General features: G+C 41.7%; 17 protein-coding genes, 4 tRNA genes and 1 rRNA gene. 12 read left to right on the top strand and 10 right to left on the bottom strand.

Going from position 1 to position 17040, the window contains the following annotated elements:
- Window positions 1-12 precede the first annotated feature (12 nt).
- From WC310_02505 to WC310_02515, 3 genes are all read right to left on the bottom strand, one after another.
- Window positions 13-990 (bottom strand): SPFH domain-containing protein, encoded by a 978-nt coding sequence (locus WC310_02505; protein ID MFA5358667.1) that lies wholly within the window; start codon window positions 988-990, stop codon window positions 13-15.
- Window positions 991-1312: 322 nt separating this feature from the next.
- A complete protein-coding gene (locus tag WC310_02510) occupies window positions 1313-1792 on the bottom strand; it encodes a hypothetical protein (GenBank protein MFA5358668.1) in 480 nt (159 codons plus the stop codon).
- 114 nt (window positions 1793-1906) lie between these two features.
- The gene (locus WC310_02515) at window positions 1907-2461 is read right to left on the bottom strand and encodes a hypothetical protein (protein MFA5358669.1); all 555 of its coding nucleotides are present in this window, start codon (window positions 2459-2461) and stop codon (window positions 1907-1909) included.
- A 251-nt stretch (window positions 2462-2712) separates the two neighbouring features.
- Here WC310_02515 and WC310_02520 point away from each other — a divergent pair.
- The 8 genes from WC310_02520 (at window position 2713) to WC310_02555 (ending at window position 5236) form a co-directional block, all read left to right on the top strand.
- Window positions 2713-2786: transfer RNA gene (locus WC310_02520), tRNA-Ile, on the top strand.
- 63 nt (window positions 2787-2849) lie between these two features.
- A complete protein-coding gene (locus WC310_02525; GenBank protein ID MFA5358670.1) occupies window positions 2850-3089 on the top strand; it encodes a GIY-YIG nuclease family protein in 240 nt (79 codons plus the stop codon).
- Window positions 3090-3164 (top strand) — tRNA-Phe (locus WC310_02530).
- A 356-nt stretch (window positions 3165-3520) separates the two neighbouring features.
- Window positions 3521-3594 (top strand) — tRNA-Pro (locus WC310_02535).
- Between the two features lie 14 nt (window positions 3595-3608).
- Window positions 3609-3869: a hypothetical protein gene (locus WC310_02540; GenBank protein ID MFA5358671.1), complete on the top strand. Its 261-nt coding sequence runs from the start codon at window positions 3609-3611 to the stop codon at window positions 3867-3869.
- 4 nt (window positions 3870-3873) lie between these two features.
- Window positions 3874-3945, top strand: a tRNA-Gly gene (locus WC310_02545).
- A 57-nt stretch (window positions 3946-4002) separates the two neighbouring features.
- A complete protein-coding gene (locus WC310_02550; GenBank protein ID MFA5358672.1) occupies window positions 4003-4596 on the top strand; it encodes a hypothetical protein in 594 nt (197 codons plus the stop codon).
- On the top strand, window positions 4580-5236 hold the full coding sequence (locus WC310_02555) for an AAA family ATPase (protein MFA5358673.1): 657 nt from the start codon (window positions 4580-4582) through the stop codon (window positions 5234-5236). Before WC310_02550 ends, WC310_02555 begins: the two co-directional genes overlap by 17 nt.
- 216 nt (window positions 5237-5452) lie before the next feature.
- Here WC310_02555 and WC310_02560 read toward each other — a convergent pair.
- Window positions 5453-6935 (bottom strand): 16S ribosomal RNA (locus tag WC310_02560).
- 696 nt (window positions 6936-7631) lie between these two features.
- Here WC310_02560 and WC310_02565 point away from each other — a divergent pair.
- Window positions 7632-8522, top strand: a complete 891-nt coding sequence (locus WC310_02565; protein MFA5358674.1) for a hypothetical protein — start codon at window positions 7632-7634, stop codon at window positions 8520-8522.
- Window positions 8523-8735: 213 nt separating this feature from the next.
- On the opposite strand, the gene trmD is transcribed toward WC310_02565, so the two are convergent.
- Entirely contained in the window at window positions 8736-9389 is a 654-nt protein-coding gene (trmD, locus tag WC310_02570; protein MFA5358675.1) for a tRNA (guanosine(37)-N1)-methyltransferase TrmD, read from the bottom strand.
- Between the two features lie 150 nt (window positions 9390-9539).
- On the opposite strand from trmD, the gene WC310_02575 reads away from it, so the two are divergent.
- Window positions 9540-9899, top strand: coding sequence for a four helix bundle protein (locus WC310_02575; GenBank protein ID MFA5358676.1), 360 nt, complete (start codon window positions 9540-9542; stop codon window positions 9897-9899).
- Window positions 9900-10005: 106 nt separating this feature from the next.
- Here the strand turns inward: WC310_02575 and WC310_02580 are convergent, their stop codons facing one another.
- Complete coding sequence (locus tag WC310_02580; protein MFA5358677.1) at window positions 10006-10341, bottom strand: KH domain-containing protein; 336 nt, start codon at window positions 10339-10341, stop codon at window positions 10006-10008.
- A 182-nt stretch (window positions 10342-10523) separates the two neighbouring features.
- On the opposite strand from WC310_02580, the gene WC310_02585 reads away from it, so the two are divergent.
- Window positions 10524-12221, top strand: a complete 1698-nt coding sequence (locus WC310_02585) for a hypothetical protein (protein MFA5358678.1) — start codon at window positions 10524-10526, stop codon at window positions 12219-12221.
- 66 nt (window positions 12222-12287) lie between these two features.
- Here WC310_02585 and WC310_02590 read toward each other — a convergent pair whose 3' ends face one another.
- From WC310_02590 to rpsP, 3 genes are all read right to left on the bottom strand, one after another.
- Window positions 12288-12494: a hypothetical protein gene (locus WC310_02590; protein ID MFA5358679.1), complete on the bottom strand. Its 207-nt coding sequence runs from the start codon at window positions 12492-12494 to the stop codon at window positions 12288-12290.
- A gap of 177 nt (window positions 12495-12671) precedes the next feature.
- Entirely contained in the window at window positions 12672-13307 is a 636-nt protein-coding gene (locus WC310_02595) for a hypothetical protein (protein ID MFA5358680.1), read from the bottom strand.
- Between the two features lie 378 nt (window positions 13308-13685).
- Window positions 13686-14096, bottom strand: a complete 411-nt coding sequence (gene rpsP / locus WC310_02600) for a 30S ribosomal protein S16 (GenBank protein ID MFA5358681.1) — start codon at window positions 14094-14096, stop codon at window positions 13686-13688.
- A 245-nt stretch (window positions 14097-14341) separates the two neighbouring features.
- On the opposite strand from rpsP, the gene WC310_02605 reads away from it, so the two are divergent.
- Complete coding sequence (locus WC310_02605; GenBank protein MFA5358682.1) at window positions 14342-14635, top strand: hypothetical protein; 294 nt, start codon at window positions 14342-14344, stop codon at window positions 14633-14635.
- 114 nt (window positions 14636-14749) lie between these two features.
- On the opposite strand, the gene WC310_02610 is transcribed toward WC310_02605, so the two are convergent.
- Window positions 14750-17002 carry an AAA family ATPase gene (locus WC310_02610; GenBank protein MFA5358683.1) on the bottom strand — a complete coding sequence of 751 codons (2253 nt, stop codon included), beginning with the start codon at window positions 17000-17002 and terminating at the stop codon, window positions 14750-14752.
- Between the last annotated feature and the right edge of the window lie 38 nt (window positions 17003-17040).

The raw sequence follows: 17040 nt of genomic DNA on the forward strand, positions 1-17040 counted from the left end.
CACTCCTTCCTGTTAAGAAGACTTGTCAGGAGACTTCCCACTTTTTTTGCCGCCGCTGTTTACCGAAAGTTCGGCGCCAAAACCCTTGAAGTTGACATCACCGAGCAGTAACGCCAGGGCGAGTGCCTGCGGGTAGGTGATATTTTGGATCGACCTTACGTACTGCTCCAAAACTTCTTTGTCGCGGAGCATGGCTTCTTGTTCGTCGATCGCCTTCTGAATGGCGGGCGACGCCTTCACATTTTGGATCACCACTGAAGTAGCTTTGATGCCAAAACGATCCAGCCCTTCGACGCTGGGAAGCGCTACCCACTCCCAGGAATATTCACTCTGCGGTTCGACATCAACCTCTCCTGTGGAGGTCTGCATTGTTTTCAGCGCGTAATAACCTCCCCAGTTGATGATCTCCATTAGCTGACGCGAGAATTCTTTTTTTTCTTCTCGGGTCAGATGCATGGCGGCGTTGAGCGCCAAATCACCGAAAATGAAATTGATTGCCGCTTCCACCTTTTGCTGGATGATTTCTTGAAATTCATCCTTGGAGAGCTCTGTGAGAAACGACACGGCGCTGTCTTTAACAATAGCCGGGTCTTCTCCGTCACGGTTGATCTCAAACGTGGTGGAGAGGTTTATGAATACTGTTGGCGTACCACCAATCACGCCTCTTTCGACAGCGGCCATAATTTTATCGATCAGAGTCGGGGGAATCGTATCGCCGATATTTTTTTTCAGACCTTCGGTGATCTCGGCGAGGTTCGGCAAAGCCGTGTTTGTTTCAAACGCCGGAACGTCAACCGGCAACTTACGCAGGTTGACTGTTCCAATGTGCATGTCGTGCCATTTCAGGACGACAAGACTTGTCTTCGGTCCGAGGATAAAACGAAGACCTCGTCTTTTTCCTCTTTCGAGGACCGTTCCGCTTAGTGCCTTTCCCAGCACCACTAAATGATTATCTTTGACTTGGCAAATCAGGGGGATTGGCCCCGTCATGCCGGCTTCCCAGATGCCGAAGAGCGGCTGACCTAAAAATGTCGTAGACAGGGCGTTTAGCCAGCTCACGATTTTTCTGTAGATAGATTGGAACATTACGTTCCTCCTTTCGAAGAGAAGAGTAGAAGTAATCTTGTTTCCGTCTTGCTCGTAGCAAAACGGGGTTATTTCCGTTGTTTTGTTCTTATATAGACACTGAATTTTCAATGTTCAGAATATATAATCATAGCATATTTGGTATTTTTTGTCAACAGAAAGAAGGTGTATTTTTTGTAATTAAAAAATGGCTAGAAATAGCCATTTTATTAAGTTTTTATTGATTTTAGATAGAGCCGATCATTCTTAAGAAAAAGGTAAGTAAGGCATAACTGGAAAAAACAACCAAAATACCGACTATTGACCACATCATAATATCACGACCTCTTTTAACTTTTTCTTCGTTTCCGCCGGAAAATATCCAGAAAAAACCGCCGATCACGAACATTAGAAAGGCAAGTCCGCCAATAGGGATGATGGCGGCGCGAGCAACGCGAGCGGCTATTTCAGCAATATTCACCGAATCAATATCAGCCGCGGTTAAATCTTTTTGGACTTTTATGTCATCTTCCTCGTTTGGATTTAGCGGGTTGGGAATTTTAATTCTATCGCCAAAACCAGTTTGTTGTTCAGAATTACTTTCTTCAGAATTACTTTCTTCACTATTATCCTGAGCAAAAACTGGTTGGGCAAAGTAATTAAAAAAATAGATAGCAATAATCAAAACGCAAATAATTGAGATAAATTTTGGTATGATTCTTTGCATAAAAGCCTTGTTTTTATAGGTTTTTTAGCTTGCTATATTATATCACGATAAGGACAAAAAACAAAAAATCCTGCGTTTTTGCAGGATTTTTTAAAAAAGACAGTTTATTTAATCTTAGAGAAGTTCAACTTTTACATACTTTACGCCAAAAGCTTTGGCCGCTTCTCGGGTTTTCATCCAGATGTCCATTCTCTGGGTATAGCGGGCGTTCATTCTGTCTTGAACGGTAAAGACGCGGTCACCGAATAATTCCGGCATACGGATTTCTGAACCAAAAGGGAGAAAGTTGGCAGCAACCACGTTTTCTTGGTTGTTTTCACAAAGGTTAAAGCCATTTGCGGTAATACACGGGGTGCTGTCACATTGATCAACGGTGCTGGAATAAGCAGTAATAGTGATCCAAATGGTTTTTTTAGCTTCTTTGTCCATAGCCATAGGTAAAGACTTACTATTAAGATCAACTTTTGCTTCCGGAAAACGAAGGTCGGTTGTTGCAGTAGTTCCTTCTATTTCAGAATAGTTTTGATTTTCAAGGCTTTGAGCTAAAGTTATCTGAGGAAACATAAATTCTACCAAGAAAATAGCTAAAACCGTCATTTCCAGCCATTTACAGTTTAAATGCTTGGCTAATTTTAGGGAATTTTTTACAAGTTTCTTCAAATTATGCATATTGTTGCTATTAATAGTATTATAAAAACCCGCATCTTACGGGTTTTTGTTTTTATTAATCTAAGATTATAGCATAACTAAGTTATGCTGTCAAGAGTGTAGTAAATCTTAGCAAGCCAAACCGATTCGGTCAAGGGTTTGTTTCGGCATAAACAAGATATTGCTTTTTTCCTCTTTGTGTATTAAACTTCTAGCACCGAACGTTGATTAACTGAAAAAATTTGCTATAATTTGTTTGTTTTTAAGTGTTGGGGCATGTAGCTCAGATGGTTAGAGCGCGTCACTGATAATGACGAGGTCGGAGGTTCGATTCCTCCCATGCCCACTTTGCCGAGGTAGCTCAGTGGTACCTGCCTGCCGGCAGGCAGGGAGCGAAGGATAAAAAAATATGCAGTATTTTATTTATGTTATAAAAAGCAAAAAGGATGGTCGATTGTACGTTGGAATGACATCCGATCTTGAAGAAAGGTTGTTTTATCATAATGCCGGTTATCAATTTTCGACAAAAGGATATAGGCCGTGGGAAATAGTATATTCAGAAAGAGCGGCTTCTAGATTGTTGGCTAGACAGCGAGAAAAATATTTCAAGAGTGGTTGCGGAAAAGAATTTTTAAAAAGTTTTATTTGAGCCGAGGTAGCTCAGTGGTAGAGCGAAGGACTGAAAATCCTTGCGTCGGCGGTTCAATCCCGCCCCTCGGCACCACTTCATTTTTATGTATTACCTATATTTACTAAAAAGTAAAACTGACAATAAATGTTATATTGGTTCTACAAACGACTTAAAGAGGAGGCTGGAATAACACAATAAAGAATTAGTTGTTAGTACAAAATCGAAAAGACCATTTGAACTTTTGTATTATGAGGCTTACAAAAACGAAAAAGATGCTAGACTTAGGGAAAGCAGGCTTAAGTTGAAAAGCAGGGCATATGAACAATTAAGGAAAAGATTAAAAAATAGTATAAAAGAAAGTGAAACTGCTGTGTAGTTGGAAGGAGCGTCCGCCCTGGGCGGATGAGACCAGCGAGTTTGAGTCCATTATTGGTCAACAATTTATTTATCGGGGTGTAGCTCAGTTGGCTAGAGCGCGTGCTTTGGGAGCATGAGGCCGCAGGTTCGAGTCCTGTCACCCCGATTTTCAGAAATATTATGGATGACCTAGAAAAAGAAATAGACCTGATCAAAGAACGCAACAAAAGAGTAGAATCGGATAAAGCCTGGGAACTAAGTTTTTTTAGAAAACTAGTTATTGCTATTTTGACTTATATCCTGATCACTCTTTTTTTCTTAGCTGCCGGAATAGAAAAGCCGTTTGTTAATGCGCTAGTGCCAACAGTTGCTTTTATTTTATCTGGTTTATCTTTGGCATTTTTTAAGAAAATTTGGTTAAAATATTTTTATAAAAAATAATCGCGCGGGTATCGTATAGCGGTTATTATCTCAGTTTTCCAAACTGATGATGCGGGTTCGACTCCCGCTACCCGCTGATAAAAAATAACCAATAATCTGGTTATTTTTTATTTTTAGTGTTACTGTTGAGTATATGCTTCAATATCTTATTTTTATAGCCGCTATCGTTCAATTGATGGGATCTCTCTTGTATGTTAAAGAAACTCTTAAAGGTAAAAATAAGCCAAACAAAATAACCTGGCTAATCTGGTCATTGGCTCCTTTTATCGGCACTGCCGCAGCTATGAGTAACGGAGTGGGTTGGGCGGTGTTGCCTGTTTTTATGTCGGGGTTTGGCCCATTTTTAATATTTATATCATCTTTTTATAATCCGCAATCTTATTGGAAGCTAGGGTTTTTTGATTATGTTTGTGGGGCGCTAGCTATTCTTGCTTTAGTCTTGTGGGCAATAACAAAGCAGCCGATAGCGGCTATATTATTAGCGATAACCAGTGATGTTTTGGCGGCCATACCAACGGTTATAAAAACTTGGCGGTATCCAGAAACCGAAACCGTACAGCCCTACATTACCAGTTTGTTTGGTGCTCTGACCGGGTTTTTTGCTATCAAGGTTTGGATATTATCAGCCTATGCTTTTATCACCTACCTAGCTCTGCTAGATAGCTTTGTTGTGATTATGTATTACTATCGTTTAAAAAAGAAGGCTTCTTATGCACAGAATCAGTAAGTATAAAATCACCAGCAAAAATATTGATTCGACGGCGGGTCGCGTGCTTAGCGACAAAGATTTTCTAAAAGTAATGTCGGAGTACGAAAAGACTTTAGTTGTTCCAGATAAAGGAAAAAAGGGAGTTATTCTTTGTCCAGTCGGGCAGGTGGGTGCGGGTAAAACTACGGTGGTAAAGCCGCTGGCCAAAAAGCTTGGTTTGTTGCGAATCTCTATGGATGAGATCCGCCGGATATTACTGCGCGATGGATTTAACTTAGTGCGAACCAAAGAAATGTTTTTGCAGTTGATGCTTAAGTATTTGGATCGTGGCTATGATTTTGTTGTTGATGCGGATTGTTCGCGAGATGTGAGTTTGATAAAAAAGATTGCCAAGGATTACGGCAAAAAAGTCATCTGGATCCACGTGAAGCCGCCGGAAAAGTATATTTTAAACAAACTAAAAAATTATAAACACTCTTGGCTTTTCAAAGATTCGGCTGAAGCGATCGCTTGCTACCGCGCTCTCAAAAATATCCGTCGTGGTGTAGAAAAGAGAATAAAGTTTTTTTATACTTTCGATCCGTCAAAACCGGATCTAAATAAACAGGTTGAAAGATTTTTAGTAAAATTGAATAAAGAGTCGACCGTGGGTCGATAGTCTCCGTAGGGGCGATTCATGCCTGCCCGCCTCTGGAGGGAATCGCCCCTACCATGACCAACACCCAGAACATGGCTAATAAAAAATCCGTGTCTTACTGACACGGGTTTTTTATTTAACAACCAAAATGTGATAGAAACGCACTAACTGTAAAGTTGATTAACCGCTCGACCAAAATTTTTACCTTAATAAAAAGGTAAAAACGTCTCTCCTTAGAAAGGAGGTGATCCATCCACAGCTTCCGCTACGGATGCCTTGTTACGACTTCGTCCCTGTTATCGATCCTACCTTTGTCCGCGTTCGCGAACTTTGGGTATTACCGACTCCCTTGACGTGACGGGCGGTGAGTACAAGACCCGAGAACGTATTCAACGCGCCATGGCTGATACGCGTTTACTAGCGATTCCGGCTTCATGAGGTCGGGTTGCAGACCTCAATCCGAACTAGGACCGGTTTTGATGGGATTGGCTCCGCCTTTCGGCTTGGCGACCCATTGTACCGGCCATTGTAGCACGTGTGTAGCCCAGGGCATAAGGGCCATGCTGATTTGACGTCATCCCCACCTTCCTCCCACTGTACGTAGGCAGTTTTCTGTGACAAATATAACACAGAATGAGGGTTGCGCTCGTTTCCCGACTTAACGGTACATCTCACGACACGAGCTGACGACAACCATGCAGCACCTGTCACCGAGTTCCCGAAGGCACTTCCGCATTTCTGCAGAATTCCCGGGATGTCAAGCCCTGGTAAGGTTCCTCGCTTATTGTCGAATTAAACCACATGCTCCACCGCTTGTGCGGGTCCCCGTCTATTCCTTTGAGTTTTAAGCTTGCGCTCGTACTCCCCAGGCGGGGCACTTAACGCGTTAGCTATTTTATAGCGACACTGAAAGGGTCGATACTTCCAATGTCTAGTGCCCATTGTTTACGGCGTGGACTACTGGGGTATCTAATCCCATTCGCTACCCACGCTTTCGTCTGTGAACGTCAGGAACGTTCCAGCTAGCTGCCTTCGCATTTGGTGTTCTTGCTGATATTAACGGATTTTACCCCTACACCAGCAATTCCGCTAGCCTATACCGTCCTCTAGTTTGTTAGTTTCAACAGCAATTCTTTGGTTGAGCCAAAGGATTTGACCATTGACTTAGCAAGCCGTCTAGAGACGCTTTACGCCCAATAAATCCGGATAACGCTCGAGGTCTCTGTATTACCGCTGCTGCTGGCACAGAGTTAGCAACCTCTTATTCGCAAGGTACCGTCAAATTATTCGTCCCTTACAAAAGTAGTTTACAATCCGAAGACCGTCTTCCTACACGCGGCGTCGCTCCCTCACACTTTCGTGCATTGGGGAATATTCTTGACTGCAGCCTCCCGTAGGAGTCTGGGCAGTGTCTCAGTCCCAGTGAGGCGGGTCGTGCTCTCACACCCGCTACCCGTCGTTGCCTTGGTGAGCCATTACCTCACCAACTAGCTGATAGGCCATAGGCCCCTCTCCAAGCGATAAATCTTTACACGAGAATGACTTTTGTCCCCTCGTGACAATTGGGAATTATCCCCGCTTTCGCGGGGTTATGCCCATCTTGGAGGTAGGTTACCAATGTGTTACGCACCCGTTTGCTATGGGTCTAAACCCATCCAACTTGCATGCCTTAGACACGCCGCCAGCGTTCATCCTGAGCCAGGATCAAACTCTCAATAAAGAGTTTTTAATAAAAGCTCTAGAAAAATTTTAGGTTTTTTTAATGAAAGCCCAAAAAAACATTATACGAGGGCAAGGTTTTTACGCCCTGCCAATAAAAGATCAAATAGAAATAGGCGATTAACCACTATAAAGTGGTGGTTTCTATCACACTTCGATTGTCAACGACCTTTTTCGTTTTTTCTAAATTTAGCTAACGAAAAAACAGTGCCGGCCAAATCAGCTCCCCCACTTCCTACGCCATTTTTTATAAATCTGGGTAGAAAGTTGAGCCGTTATTTTCACTCCTCTAAGGCTCTGGAGTGAAAAGTGGGGGATACTCAGCCATCACTGTTTTTTCACTACTTATCACTCCTGCTAACAAGCGGGGGGACAGTATAGGTCCAAAATTGAATTGTTATGTATTTTGGAGGAACTTTTTAACCTTAAAATTTAGGTGGTGTTATTATATATCATCCATAAATGTTGTCAAGGGGAGAACGAGGGATGGAGAAAAGGATTTCTTGGATATATATATATTCTGTATCCGGCACCATGTTTTCTCGGTTTTCTTAATCTTTTTGACTTTTAGTGCTAATTTTACTATATTAACCCGTGTGGGATAAAACCGCTACGCCTAGTAGGTCTGGCGACCCGCACTTTGACAATCCTAATCTACTGCTCTGAAAGTCGGAGCAACGGAAAAAAGGAGAGGAAAATGGATCAAAAGAAGAGGCTACGTAGTTTTGGCGTTCTGATTTTATACAACCCTTGGACCGGCAAGCAAAACGAGTTGATTGAACTGAACGATAAAGCCTGGGAAAAAGTAAATGACAAAGATTGTTTTACTTTTTCCGTGTATGGTTCTTGCGATGAGAATTGGTCTCAACAAGAAAGCCATGGTCGTTCTTTGTTCACCATCGTCATCGACAACAAAAACGACAAATCTTCGTTAAGGGATCCCGAAGAGGTTCTTAATAACCTCGATACTATTGTCGGATTGATGAGCAAATATCGTTTCTTTGAAAACGATATCGGCACCAAGGTGGTCAAGGAGTTTGTTTCTTTGGTTATTCCTGTGTTTGGTAGCGCGGTGAAGCGTTGGCTTAAAGCCGGCATTGACGATATTAAGGATGATGAAGTTAGTGACCTTTATGGTTTGGCTGTCGTCCTGCGGAACATTTTAGAACTTCATCAGGAAAGAAATACCGGTGGGTTAGTTGCAACTAAAAAAGCGATCAACGCCATCGAAATGTTTTTCCGTGGCATCTCGGAGGAAGTCAAAAAAATGTTGGAAGCGGAGCCGGTCGGATTGGTTATGCGGGTTCGCGGCGAGGAAAAACAAAATTCCAAGCCTCCACGAAAATTGCAACTCGGTGATCAAATGTATTGGAATCAAATGAGCCGAAAGATTGGTTTTAGACGTGGTGATGACCGACTGTGTCTTGATTCTGACGACGATGACAATATTACCATTCCTGTCAGTATACAGGAAGAGGAAGAGTTTTATCGTTTGGCGCGGATGATCGCCTCAACTCATCGTTTGAAGGTGAATATTATTCCGCAAAATTTGCCGTGGTATTTTGTGGTTGAGTTCGTCGCGTCATAAAAAAAATATCAGTGCATATCTGTAACGCTTAGCGGCACTGTGGTGAGCATTTCTTTGCTCGCACTAATTTAGTGTTCCGCCAGCCGTCGCAAATGATGGATTGGGACAAGTTCGATTAACAACATTCAACAAAACCCCGTTAGAAACGACGGGGTTTTTAAATATTAGAAAAATTTAATCTTGGATATTATAGGGTCAAAATAGGCCCTATTTTTATTTTTTGCTTATCCCTTTTCGCCACTCGGCGATTTTTTTGTGGTCACCGGAAAGGAGGATTTTTGGCACACGCCATTTTTGTTTGCCGGCAGTAAAAACTCCCGGGCGAGTGTAATGAGGATATTCTTTGTAGTTTTTGTCGCCAGAAAAGGTTTCTTCTTTCGTCGATTCGTGTTTACCTAGCACACCGGGGATCAGTCGTGTCGTTGCTTCGATCACAGTCATAGCTGGTATCTCTCCGCCGGATAGGACATAGTCGCCAGTTGAGATTCTTTCATCAACTAGTTTTTTGATTCTTTCATCAAATCCTTCATAGCGGCCGCAGAGCATTATTATTTGATCGTAGGTCAAAAACTTTTGCGCCATCTTTTGGTCAAACTTTTTTCCGGCTGGGTCAAACATTATGACGTGTGTTTTTTCGGCGCGTTTAATCTTTTTTAAAGTCTTATAAAAAGGCTCAACCATCAGTAGCATTCCCGGACCGCCACCATAAGGTCGATCGTCGACAGTATGATGTCGATCGGCAGTAACCTCGCGAAGATTGTGGATCCGAATTTTCACCTTCTTTTTTTTCTGGGCGATCTTAAGAATCGACTCGTTGATATAAGAATCGAAGATACGGGGAAATATTGTGATAATATCGAAAAGCATAAATAGGATGATAAGAGGTTAGGAGGGTAGGATGTTAGGATGTTAGGAGGGTAGGTGAAATAGTTTAAAAATATTTAATAATTTTTTTTAGATCTATTTAATCTACCATTAGCTATATTCTAGACGCTTTAACTAATAACTGCAAATTCTATGACAACCAAATCGTTTCGTGATTTAATCGTCTGGCAAAAAAGCTTCGAGCTAACTAAAGAAATCTATCAATTAACCAAATTATTCCCAAAAGACGAGCTATTTGGCTTAACCTCTCAGATTAAGAGAGCGACCGTTTCTGTCCCCTCCAACATCGCTGAAGGGTGCGAAAGAGGCTATAAGCAAGAATTGCTTAGGTTTTTATTGATTGCCCTCGGTTCTGCCGGCGAATTAACAACTCAATTATTGATTGCTAGAGATTTGAAAATGGCAGAAAAAAAATATTTTATAAAATCCGAAGGGCTACTATTAGAAACGACTAAATTATTACATTGTTTTATCCGCAAGCTTAAATCTTAACATCCTATCCTTATATCCTCCTAACATCCTATCCTCCTATCTTCCTGTAAAAAACAAAAACCGCCGATTTTTCAACCGACGGTTTTAGTATCTAAAAGTTCAAAATTTAGATTCTCAGATTGTCAACGTCAGAAGTGTCAATATCGACATGATCATTACGATCGTTGCGATTGTCGCTTCTGCGAACGTGGGTAGAACCCTCTGGTTCGTTGATTTTCAAGTTAACGCGAGCGTTGTTTTTTGCACCGACAATTTTGAGAAGAGTGCGGATCGCTCTAGCAGTTTGACCCTGGCGACCGATAACATAGCCCATATCGGCTGGGTTGATGGACAGGGTGATAAGAACACCGCGTTCATCGATTGTGCGCACGGTCTTGACGTCTTCCGGGTGTGATACGATTGATTTGACCACATCCTCGACAAACTTTTGATCGAGTTCCATAGTTTCTTCATTTACTTTATTAAACAACTCGGTTAGTTACCCAAAAGGGACTTAACCGTAATTAGCTATCATTATAGCAGATAGATCCATTTTGTCAATAATTTAAGGTAAAAATGTTTAAATTTACTTGATTTTTTTCTTTAAATATGCTAAAATTTAAAAAGATAAAATAAATTATTTTTATGCCAAATAAAGAGAATAATTCCCTTTTTAGACCAGTAGGAAAAGAGAAAAAAAGGACAGCCGAGCAAGAAGTTGCCTTAGAGGTTTTGTTGGAGTTTTTACTTGTAAAACATGCTCATAAAGTCAATGAGGGAAGCAAAGGTGTTATTTATCACCTCAATACTACCGAAGTGGCGGCTGACATTATGGCTTCTTTGGAAAAAACAGATACCAGGCTAGAGTCAGAGGAGGCTCTAAAAGTTTTGAAAATATACAATCCAGGAGAAGGGGTGGAAGAGTTTGCTATGCAGAGTATGGCTTACGAGATAGTTGAAACAGCGAGGCAAATGGGTATGACTGATTTGGCGTCGGTTCCCAAGCCAATACTTTTTAAAAAACTAAAAATAAAGTCAGAGGATCAAAAGATGTTGGAAGGTGACGGTATAGAGTTTGATGATGATGGTGATGTGGAAATGATAGTAATGGATTTTATTCACGGAGAGGATCTAGCGACTATTTATTATAAAGCAGTGGTCTGGGATCGACTACAAAAAGAATACCACGCAAAAGGAGCAAGTCCCGACAGCCCAGAGTATCAGACAGCAAAGCAGGCTTTTGACGATATTTGTCGTAATGGTTTTGATCGGATCAGCCAAGAAGCCACCGCCAATCTTTTTAATCAGACCAGAGCGCTCGATTCCAGTGGTGTAGAAAGAGAAAACACCAAAAGGCTCTGGGATAAATTGCGTGAGATAAAATTTTCTTTATCTGGTGATATTCCGCGACAGATAGAGCGGACTATTCGGCTTTTTGAAGCCTGCGGTTTTGAATACCTCGATGGTCATCAGAGAAATTTTATGGTTTCTGGTGATATCCGTTCTTTGGGCGGACCGGACGCACCGCAGACATCTATTATTGACTACGGCAAAGCGGTAAAAAGAAATCAGCCCATATCTACTATGCCTGATAGATACAAAGATCAGGTGATGGGGCAAGAAGTTTCTTATCGTGATCCGCATAGTATCGTGACAGAGATAAATATGATCAACAAGGTAATCACGGCTAGTCCGGAATCAAATAAACAAGAAAGAATAAAAGAAGTCAGAGGTCTGATTGATACGGAAAAGAAAAGCGCTAGACACAAAAATTTGCTAGCCGCTATCAGTGCCCAAGGAACCGAAAAGTCAGTGCCGGCTATTGAGCAATTAGCAAGAAAAGCACATCCGGACAAAGATTATGGGGTTGGTTTGTGTACCGCAGTTTTGTCTTTGATAGAAAGTGGCGAACTGTCGAAAGCAGAATCTGTTGCTTATCTGCAGGATGTTTTGGAAGAAACAACGATAAAAGAAATAATTGGCTCAGCTTTTTTACAAGGCAAAACCAGGGAAGATCTGGTTGTTGAAATGCAAAAGATAGAGCAAAAAGAAAAGAAGGCGGTAAAGTCCGGTAAAGAATTGTCGGAAAAAAGTAAAAAAATGAAACAAGTTTTAAATAAAGTCTTGCCATATCTGGAAGAAATAAAAGCCGAGGTTGATGATTTGCGAGGCGTGCCGGGACAACTAACTACTGAGGTTAAAAACAACTTTAGGGTGATTGGTCAGTTCTTGACGCTACTTGATTCTGGTGACACCCAAGCAATCGAAAGACAGCATATTTTTTCATTGCAGGATAGAGAAGTGATTGAGCAAGTAGCAAAAAAGTTTTTGTCGATAACTTAAAAATATCTCTGTTTTTTAGATAAAAAAGAAAACCGCTCGCCTAGGCGAACGGTTTTTGATTTGGATTTAATCCAGGATTTCTATTGGCGACCGACCAATAGTCTTGCCGCCTTTGCCTTTCCACTGCAGTTTGTTTCCTTCACAGGAGACACAAACGACTAACCCTCGCTCTTTGGCCTTTTTTTTCAGTAAATCGAGTTGTTTTTTTTGGGCAGTGGTCAGGACAATTCTTTTTTTGGACTCCTTTTTTTTCTTGATTTTTTGCATGTTCATGATGTTTTCCCTCTCTTGACCCCATTAATCCAAATAAAAAATATTGAGCTAAGGTATATTAGGATAAAGATAATAATTTGTCAAGGTAATGACAAGAATTGACTAGATGCTATTTTGATAAAAATAAAAACCGGCAACCTCGATGAGGCTGCCGGTATGGATGTTTGTGTCCAGAGGTTATTTTTTGGTTTTTTGTTCGAATACCGACCAGGCGAAAATTTGCGCTAGGTCGTCCTGCTCTACCGGTTCCAGAAAGCTTTGTTCAAGCCAAGCCCTTGTCGTAGCAAGATCTGTCTCGAGATTTTTTGCTACCGGCCGGACAAAGGTGTGGCGCTCCAATGCTTCTCGGAAGATAGTGATCACTCCGAGCAGTCGATGAACGATCTGCATCAAGCCGCTCGCGCGTTGACTTAATTTGCAAATCATTTCGTTCTTTTCCGTGACCGTTTTTGTGAGCTGCTCATTACGAGTCAGTTGACTCGCGAGTTGCTCCTTCAATTCGGCGTACGTCGGCCCACCATCTTGGGGCTTGTCCCAACTTGCGCCGGGGATCGCCGCGCCGGAACGGATGTCGAGCACCAGCTCGGCCATGGTTTTCAGCTCTTCGGGCTTGCAAGCTCCTTCGATGGTAAACTCAAAGTAGCTCACCGCCGCCTTGCCGCTGGTGTGTCCGATTTCCAGCGACACTTCCAGTTTGACCCCGTCTTTTTGGTAGATGCCGCGCTGGCGACAGCCGCCGCTAAGCAGACTGGTTTCGGTCCATTTGATTCTGACCGAAGCACTCATAACCGCCGCCAGCAGCTCTTCCGGCACTCGACCTTCGAGTATATCTAGCAACTTGAGGTCGACGTGATAAGTCTCGCCTTGATTAAATTGTCAAAGGCGAATTCCCGCAATTTCTTTCTTGTCCTTATTGCCGGGAACTTCTTTTGCTTGGGTAGAGTCAACAAACAAGCGAATAACCATGGTACACTTCCTTTCTGCCAACTTTTGGTCCGGTGGGTCGGTGGTCCGCCCATCCGAAGTTGGTCAGTAAATTGGGAACGATCAATTCCTCACACTATGTGAGAGAATACTAAACAATATCATATTTTATAAATATTGTCAATAGTAGCTCGTTACCAATGCTTATAAATAGCAAAAACCCCTATATTTAGGGGTTTTTGATAGGAGTAGTGTGGAAATAGTTTTTTAGGCAGTAGCAGCTGGTTCTTCTGGTTTAACTTCTGGAGCTGAAGCGGCTTCAGCTGGTGCAGCAGGCGCTTCTGGGGCAGCCTCTGGAGTAGCAGTAGTAGCAGGCTTTGGAGCGGCTTCAGCTGGTTTCTCGGTCTTTACTAAACGAAAGGCTTTCACCTTTTTACCTTCGACAATTTTTTGGTCAACCAAAAGATTGTGAACCGTTGGAGTGGGTTGGGCGCCTTTACTTAGCCAATATTTGATTCTTTCAGTATTAAACTGGATAGTTTTAGGATTGGTTCGTGGATTATAAGAACCGAGATACTCGATAGCCTTGCCTAGATTGTCTTTGGCACGGTCAAAAATAGCTAAACGGTAAGTTGGACGTTTTTTCGCGCCAAATCTGGCTAAACGTATTCTAATCATAGTATAAAATAAAGGGTTTTATTTAATAGTCACGGTTGAGCACAATGACGGTAGGAATAGAATAACAAAACGGCTTAATTTAGTCAAGGACGTAAAGTAGGGGGTGTGGCATCTTGTCAAAAGCGTATTTTAATCATGTGTTAGACATTTCGTATCTTGTTTATAACTTTTTGAAATATTGACCTAAGCGGTATGCGGGCGGATAATTTATTAATAAATGGTAATTTTTAATTTTACGAAAAGATATGGATTTTCCCGAAAGCCAGAAGAGTTCTATTGCTAATAGCTCGACGCTAAAAAAAGTAATGTCCAAAGACGCAGCGTCTTTAATCGCTGAAATCGATAATTTGCGTACTAAGATAGACGCGGCAAAGGTTTTTCTAGCGGAGAATGAAAATATCGATCCGGGTGTGATTAATGTTACCGAAGCGGAAATCTCCCGTTGTCAGGAGCGAATATATTTTTTGGAGCGAGAGGTGGAAAAGTTTGACCGTGATAGCGGGCTGAAGAAAAACCAAAAAAATAATCAGCAAGATTGAAAAATATAAATTAGTTAAATAAAATCGCCTGGTAGTTATCGGGCGATTTTTTTTGTTATCATAAAAAATCTCGCCATACAGCGAGGCGTTGTTACTTTGTGGGTCATGGTTTTATTATTTTGCCCATTGTTCACCTTCTTCCAGTTTCACTGAAAGTAATTTTGAGATTCCGTCATCACCCATGGTGACACCATATAAAACATCTGCCCGACGCATGCTGGCGCGATTATGGGTAACTACTATAAATTGGGTTTGCGCTGCTAATTTTTCCAAAATAGCCGCTAGCCGTTCGGAGTTGGCTTCGTCAAGAGCCGCATCGACTTCATCGAGTACAACGAACGGAGATGGATTGCAGGCAATAATAGCACAAATTAAAGCAATAGAAGTCATTGCTCTCTCACCACCGGAAAGAGTGTTGAGACTGGCTATTTTTTTGCCTGGAGGACAGGCCTTGATATCTACTCCGCCATATTCGTATTCAACGTTGGTTTTCTTATTATTTATTTTCACTTCTTGTTCGTTTTCGGTTTCCTGTTCATCGTCGTCATCTTTTGGTTTTACTTCAAACATTATTTTTTCCAGAGAAGCGCGACCGCCGGCAAAAAGAATAGTAAAGTATTCCCCAAATTTTTCATTAATATTTTTGAAAGTTAGATCAAAGCGCTTGTGAATGTCTTCATCAAGTTCTTTTATTACTTTTCTAAGAGAGTCGATAGCTTTTATTAAATCGTCATATTGCGTCTGCAAAAATTCAAAGCGTTCTTTAATTTCTTCATATTCTTTGAGGGATTCCTCGTCCAGACCGCCGATGAGTTCGAGTTGATGCTTAACACGCTGGATTTTTTCGTAGTTTTCAGCCACTTCGCTTTTTGGCAGCTCGGTTCCTTGGTTGCGGATTTCTGTTCTCAGTTCTTCAACAGCGACTTCGCGTTCAATCTCGTTTTCCAGATCTTCCTTACGGGTTTCTAGTTTCGCCAGCTCTACTTTGATGTCGTTGAGTTCTATAGAAATAGTATTGATTTCGGTTTGTTTGCCGGAAAATTGTCGCTGCAATTCGAAAAACTTACCCTTTTTTTGTTCTTGAGATTTGTTATGGTCGGTTATTTCCGTTTGCACTGTTTGTAATTCCTTTTCTATCGCGTCAATTTCGCTGTTTACCAGTTCCAATGTTTTAATCAGCTCGTCATCAATTTCAATTTCTTCTTCATTAGGTTGTTTTACTTTTTTGAGCAATTTTTTGAGTCGATCGATTACCGTTGTCGTTTTTTCTTTGGCGTGACCAAGGTGTGACAGCTCTGTTATCTGATCAAGGTGATCTAGCAGTTGGCTGTGCAAATCAAGCAGTGCTTCTATTTCTCGCGCCATTTCTGTCGCAGAAATTGGGATGAATTCTCTTTTAGCTTCTTGTTTGGCAACATTGATTTTATGTTGCAGCGAAAGTTGTTTTTCCCGCAATGCGTTTTTTTTATCGAGCGTAGCGCTAAACTTTTTTTGCAAAGCAGCAAAAATTTCCTGACCTGATTCTTCTTGCTCTAGGGAATCAAGCTGTCTTTGGATGGCAGCGATTTCTTTTTGTTCTATTTCTATTTTTTTATTTAGTGTCAAAAATTGTTCATGATAGTTTTTCCATTGGTGAGAAATTTCGAAATATAGCGCGCCGTAATATTGTTTTTGTAATCCGTGCAATTCTTGTTCCACCTCTTCGCGTTTTTCCAAACGTTTGACCATGCGGCCGAGTGAGCGGTAGCGCGGACCAAGCTCGCCCAGGGTGATTTCGGTTTGTTTGAGATTATCCTCGGTTTTTTCCAGTCGAGAGATGGTTTGGTCTTTTTTGATCTGGTATTCTTTTACTCCGGCTGCCTCATCAAAAAATTCTTTACGCTCGGCTTGCGAGGCGACCAGAAAATGGTCAACCATGCCTTGTCCGATAACACTGTAAGTGCGTTGACCAAAGTTGGCTTTAGCAAGAAGTATTTGGATATCTGCGAGACGAACCTTTGTTTTATTAAGTAAATATTCTGATTCGCCGTCGCGGTATAGCCGGCGGGTGATTACCAGCTCCGAATAGTCTATTGCCGCTGAACCGTCTTCATTGTTTAAATAAAGAGAAACCTCTGCCATACCCATACGCGCTTTGCGATCTGAACCAAAAAATATGACGTCTTCTGATTTTTTCCCGCGCAAAGTTTTCATTGACTGTTCACCGAGTACCCAGCGGATGGCGTCGGCGATATTGGACTTACCGCTGCCATTGGGACCGACGACGGCAGTAATGCCTTTACCCTTGCCGTTGGCCGAAGGGAATTCTAAAATCGTCCGCCCAGCGAACGATTTAAAACCTTGGATTTCTAGTTTTTGCAGATACATAAAAGCTGTTTTATTATACAATATTGTAAAAAGAAAAA

It is taken from the genome of Patescibacteria group bacterium (assembly GCA_041653535.1).
Lineage (GTDB): Bacteria > Patescibacteriota > Patescibacteriia > JACRDY01 > JACRDY01 > JBAZFH01.

Excerpts from the sequence above, each read along its gene's own strand:
- WC310_02540 (MFA5358671.1), top strand. The coding sequence starts at position 3,609 with ATGGATGACCTAGAAAAAGAAATAGACCTGATCAAAGAACGCAACAAA.
- WC310_02505 (MFA5358667.1), bottom strand. The coding sequence starts at position 990 with ATGACGGGGCCAATCCCCCTGATTTGCCAAGTCAAAGATAATCATTTA.
- WC310_02515 (MFA5358669.1), bottom strand. The coding sequence starts at position 2,461 with ATGCATAATTTGAAGAAACTTGTAAAAAATTCCCTAAAATTAGCCAAG.
- WC310_02550 (MFA5358672.1), top strand. The coding sequence starts at position 4,003 with ATGCTTCAATATCTTATTTTTATAGCCGCTATCGTTCAATTGATGGGA.
- WC310_02510 (MFA5358668.1), bottom strand. The coding sequence starts at position 1,792 with ATGCAAAGAATCATACCAAAATTTATCTCAATTATTTGCGTTTTGATT.
- WC310_02610 (MFA5358683.1), bottom strand. The coding sequence starts at position 17,002 with ATGTATCTGCAAAAACTAGAAATCCAAGGTTTTAAATCGTTCGCTGGG.
- WC310_02555 (MFA5358673.1), top strand. The coding sequence starts at position 4,580 with ATGCACAGAATCAGTAAGTATAAAATCACCAGCAAAAATATTGATTCG.
- WC310_02565 (MFA5358674.1), top strand. The coding sequence starts at position 7,632 with ATGGATCAAAAGAAGAGGCTACGTAGTTTTGGCGTTCTGATTTTATAC.
- rpsP (MFA5358681.1), bottom strand. The coding sequence starts at position 14,096 with ATGATTAGAATACGTTTAGCCAGATTTGGCGCGAAAAAACGTCCAACT.
- trmD (MFA5358675.1), bottom strand. The coding sequence starts at position 9,389 with ATGCTTTTCGATATTATCACAATATTTCCCCGTATCTTCGATTCTTAT.
- WC310_02575 (MFA5358676.1), top strand. The coding sequence starts at position 9,540 with ATGACAACCAAATCGTTTCGTGATTTAATCGTCTGGCAAAAAAGCTTC.
- WC310_02525 (MFA5358670.1), top strand. The coding sequence starts at position 2,850 with ATGCAGTATTTTATTTATGTTATAAAAAGCAAAAAGGATGGTCGATTG.
- WC310_02605 (MFA5358682.1), top strand. The coding sequence starts at position 14,342 with ATGGATTTTCCCGAAAGCCAGAAGAGTTCTATTGCTAATAGCTCGACG.
- WC310_02585 (MFA5358678.1), top strand. The coding sequence starts at position 10,524 with ATGCCAAATAAAGAGAATAATTCCCTTTTTAGACCAGTAGGAAAAGAG.
- WC310_02580 (MFA5358677.1), bottom strand. The coding sequence starts at position 10,341 with ATGGAACTCGATCAAAAGTTTGTCGAGGATGTGGTCAAATCAATCGTA.
- WC310_02590 (MFA5358679.1), bottom strand. The coding sequence starts at position 12,494 with ATGAACATGCAAAAAATCAAGAAAAAAAAGGAGTCCAAAAAAAGAATT.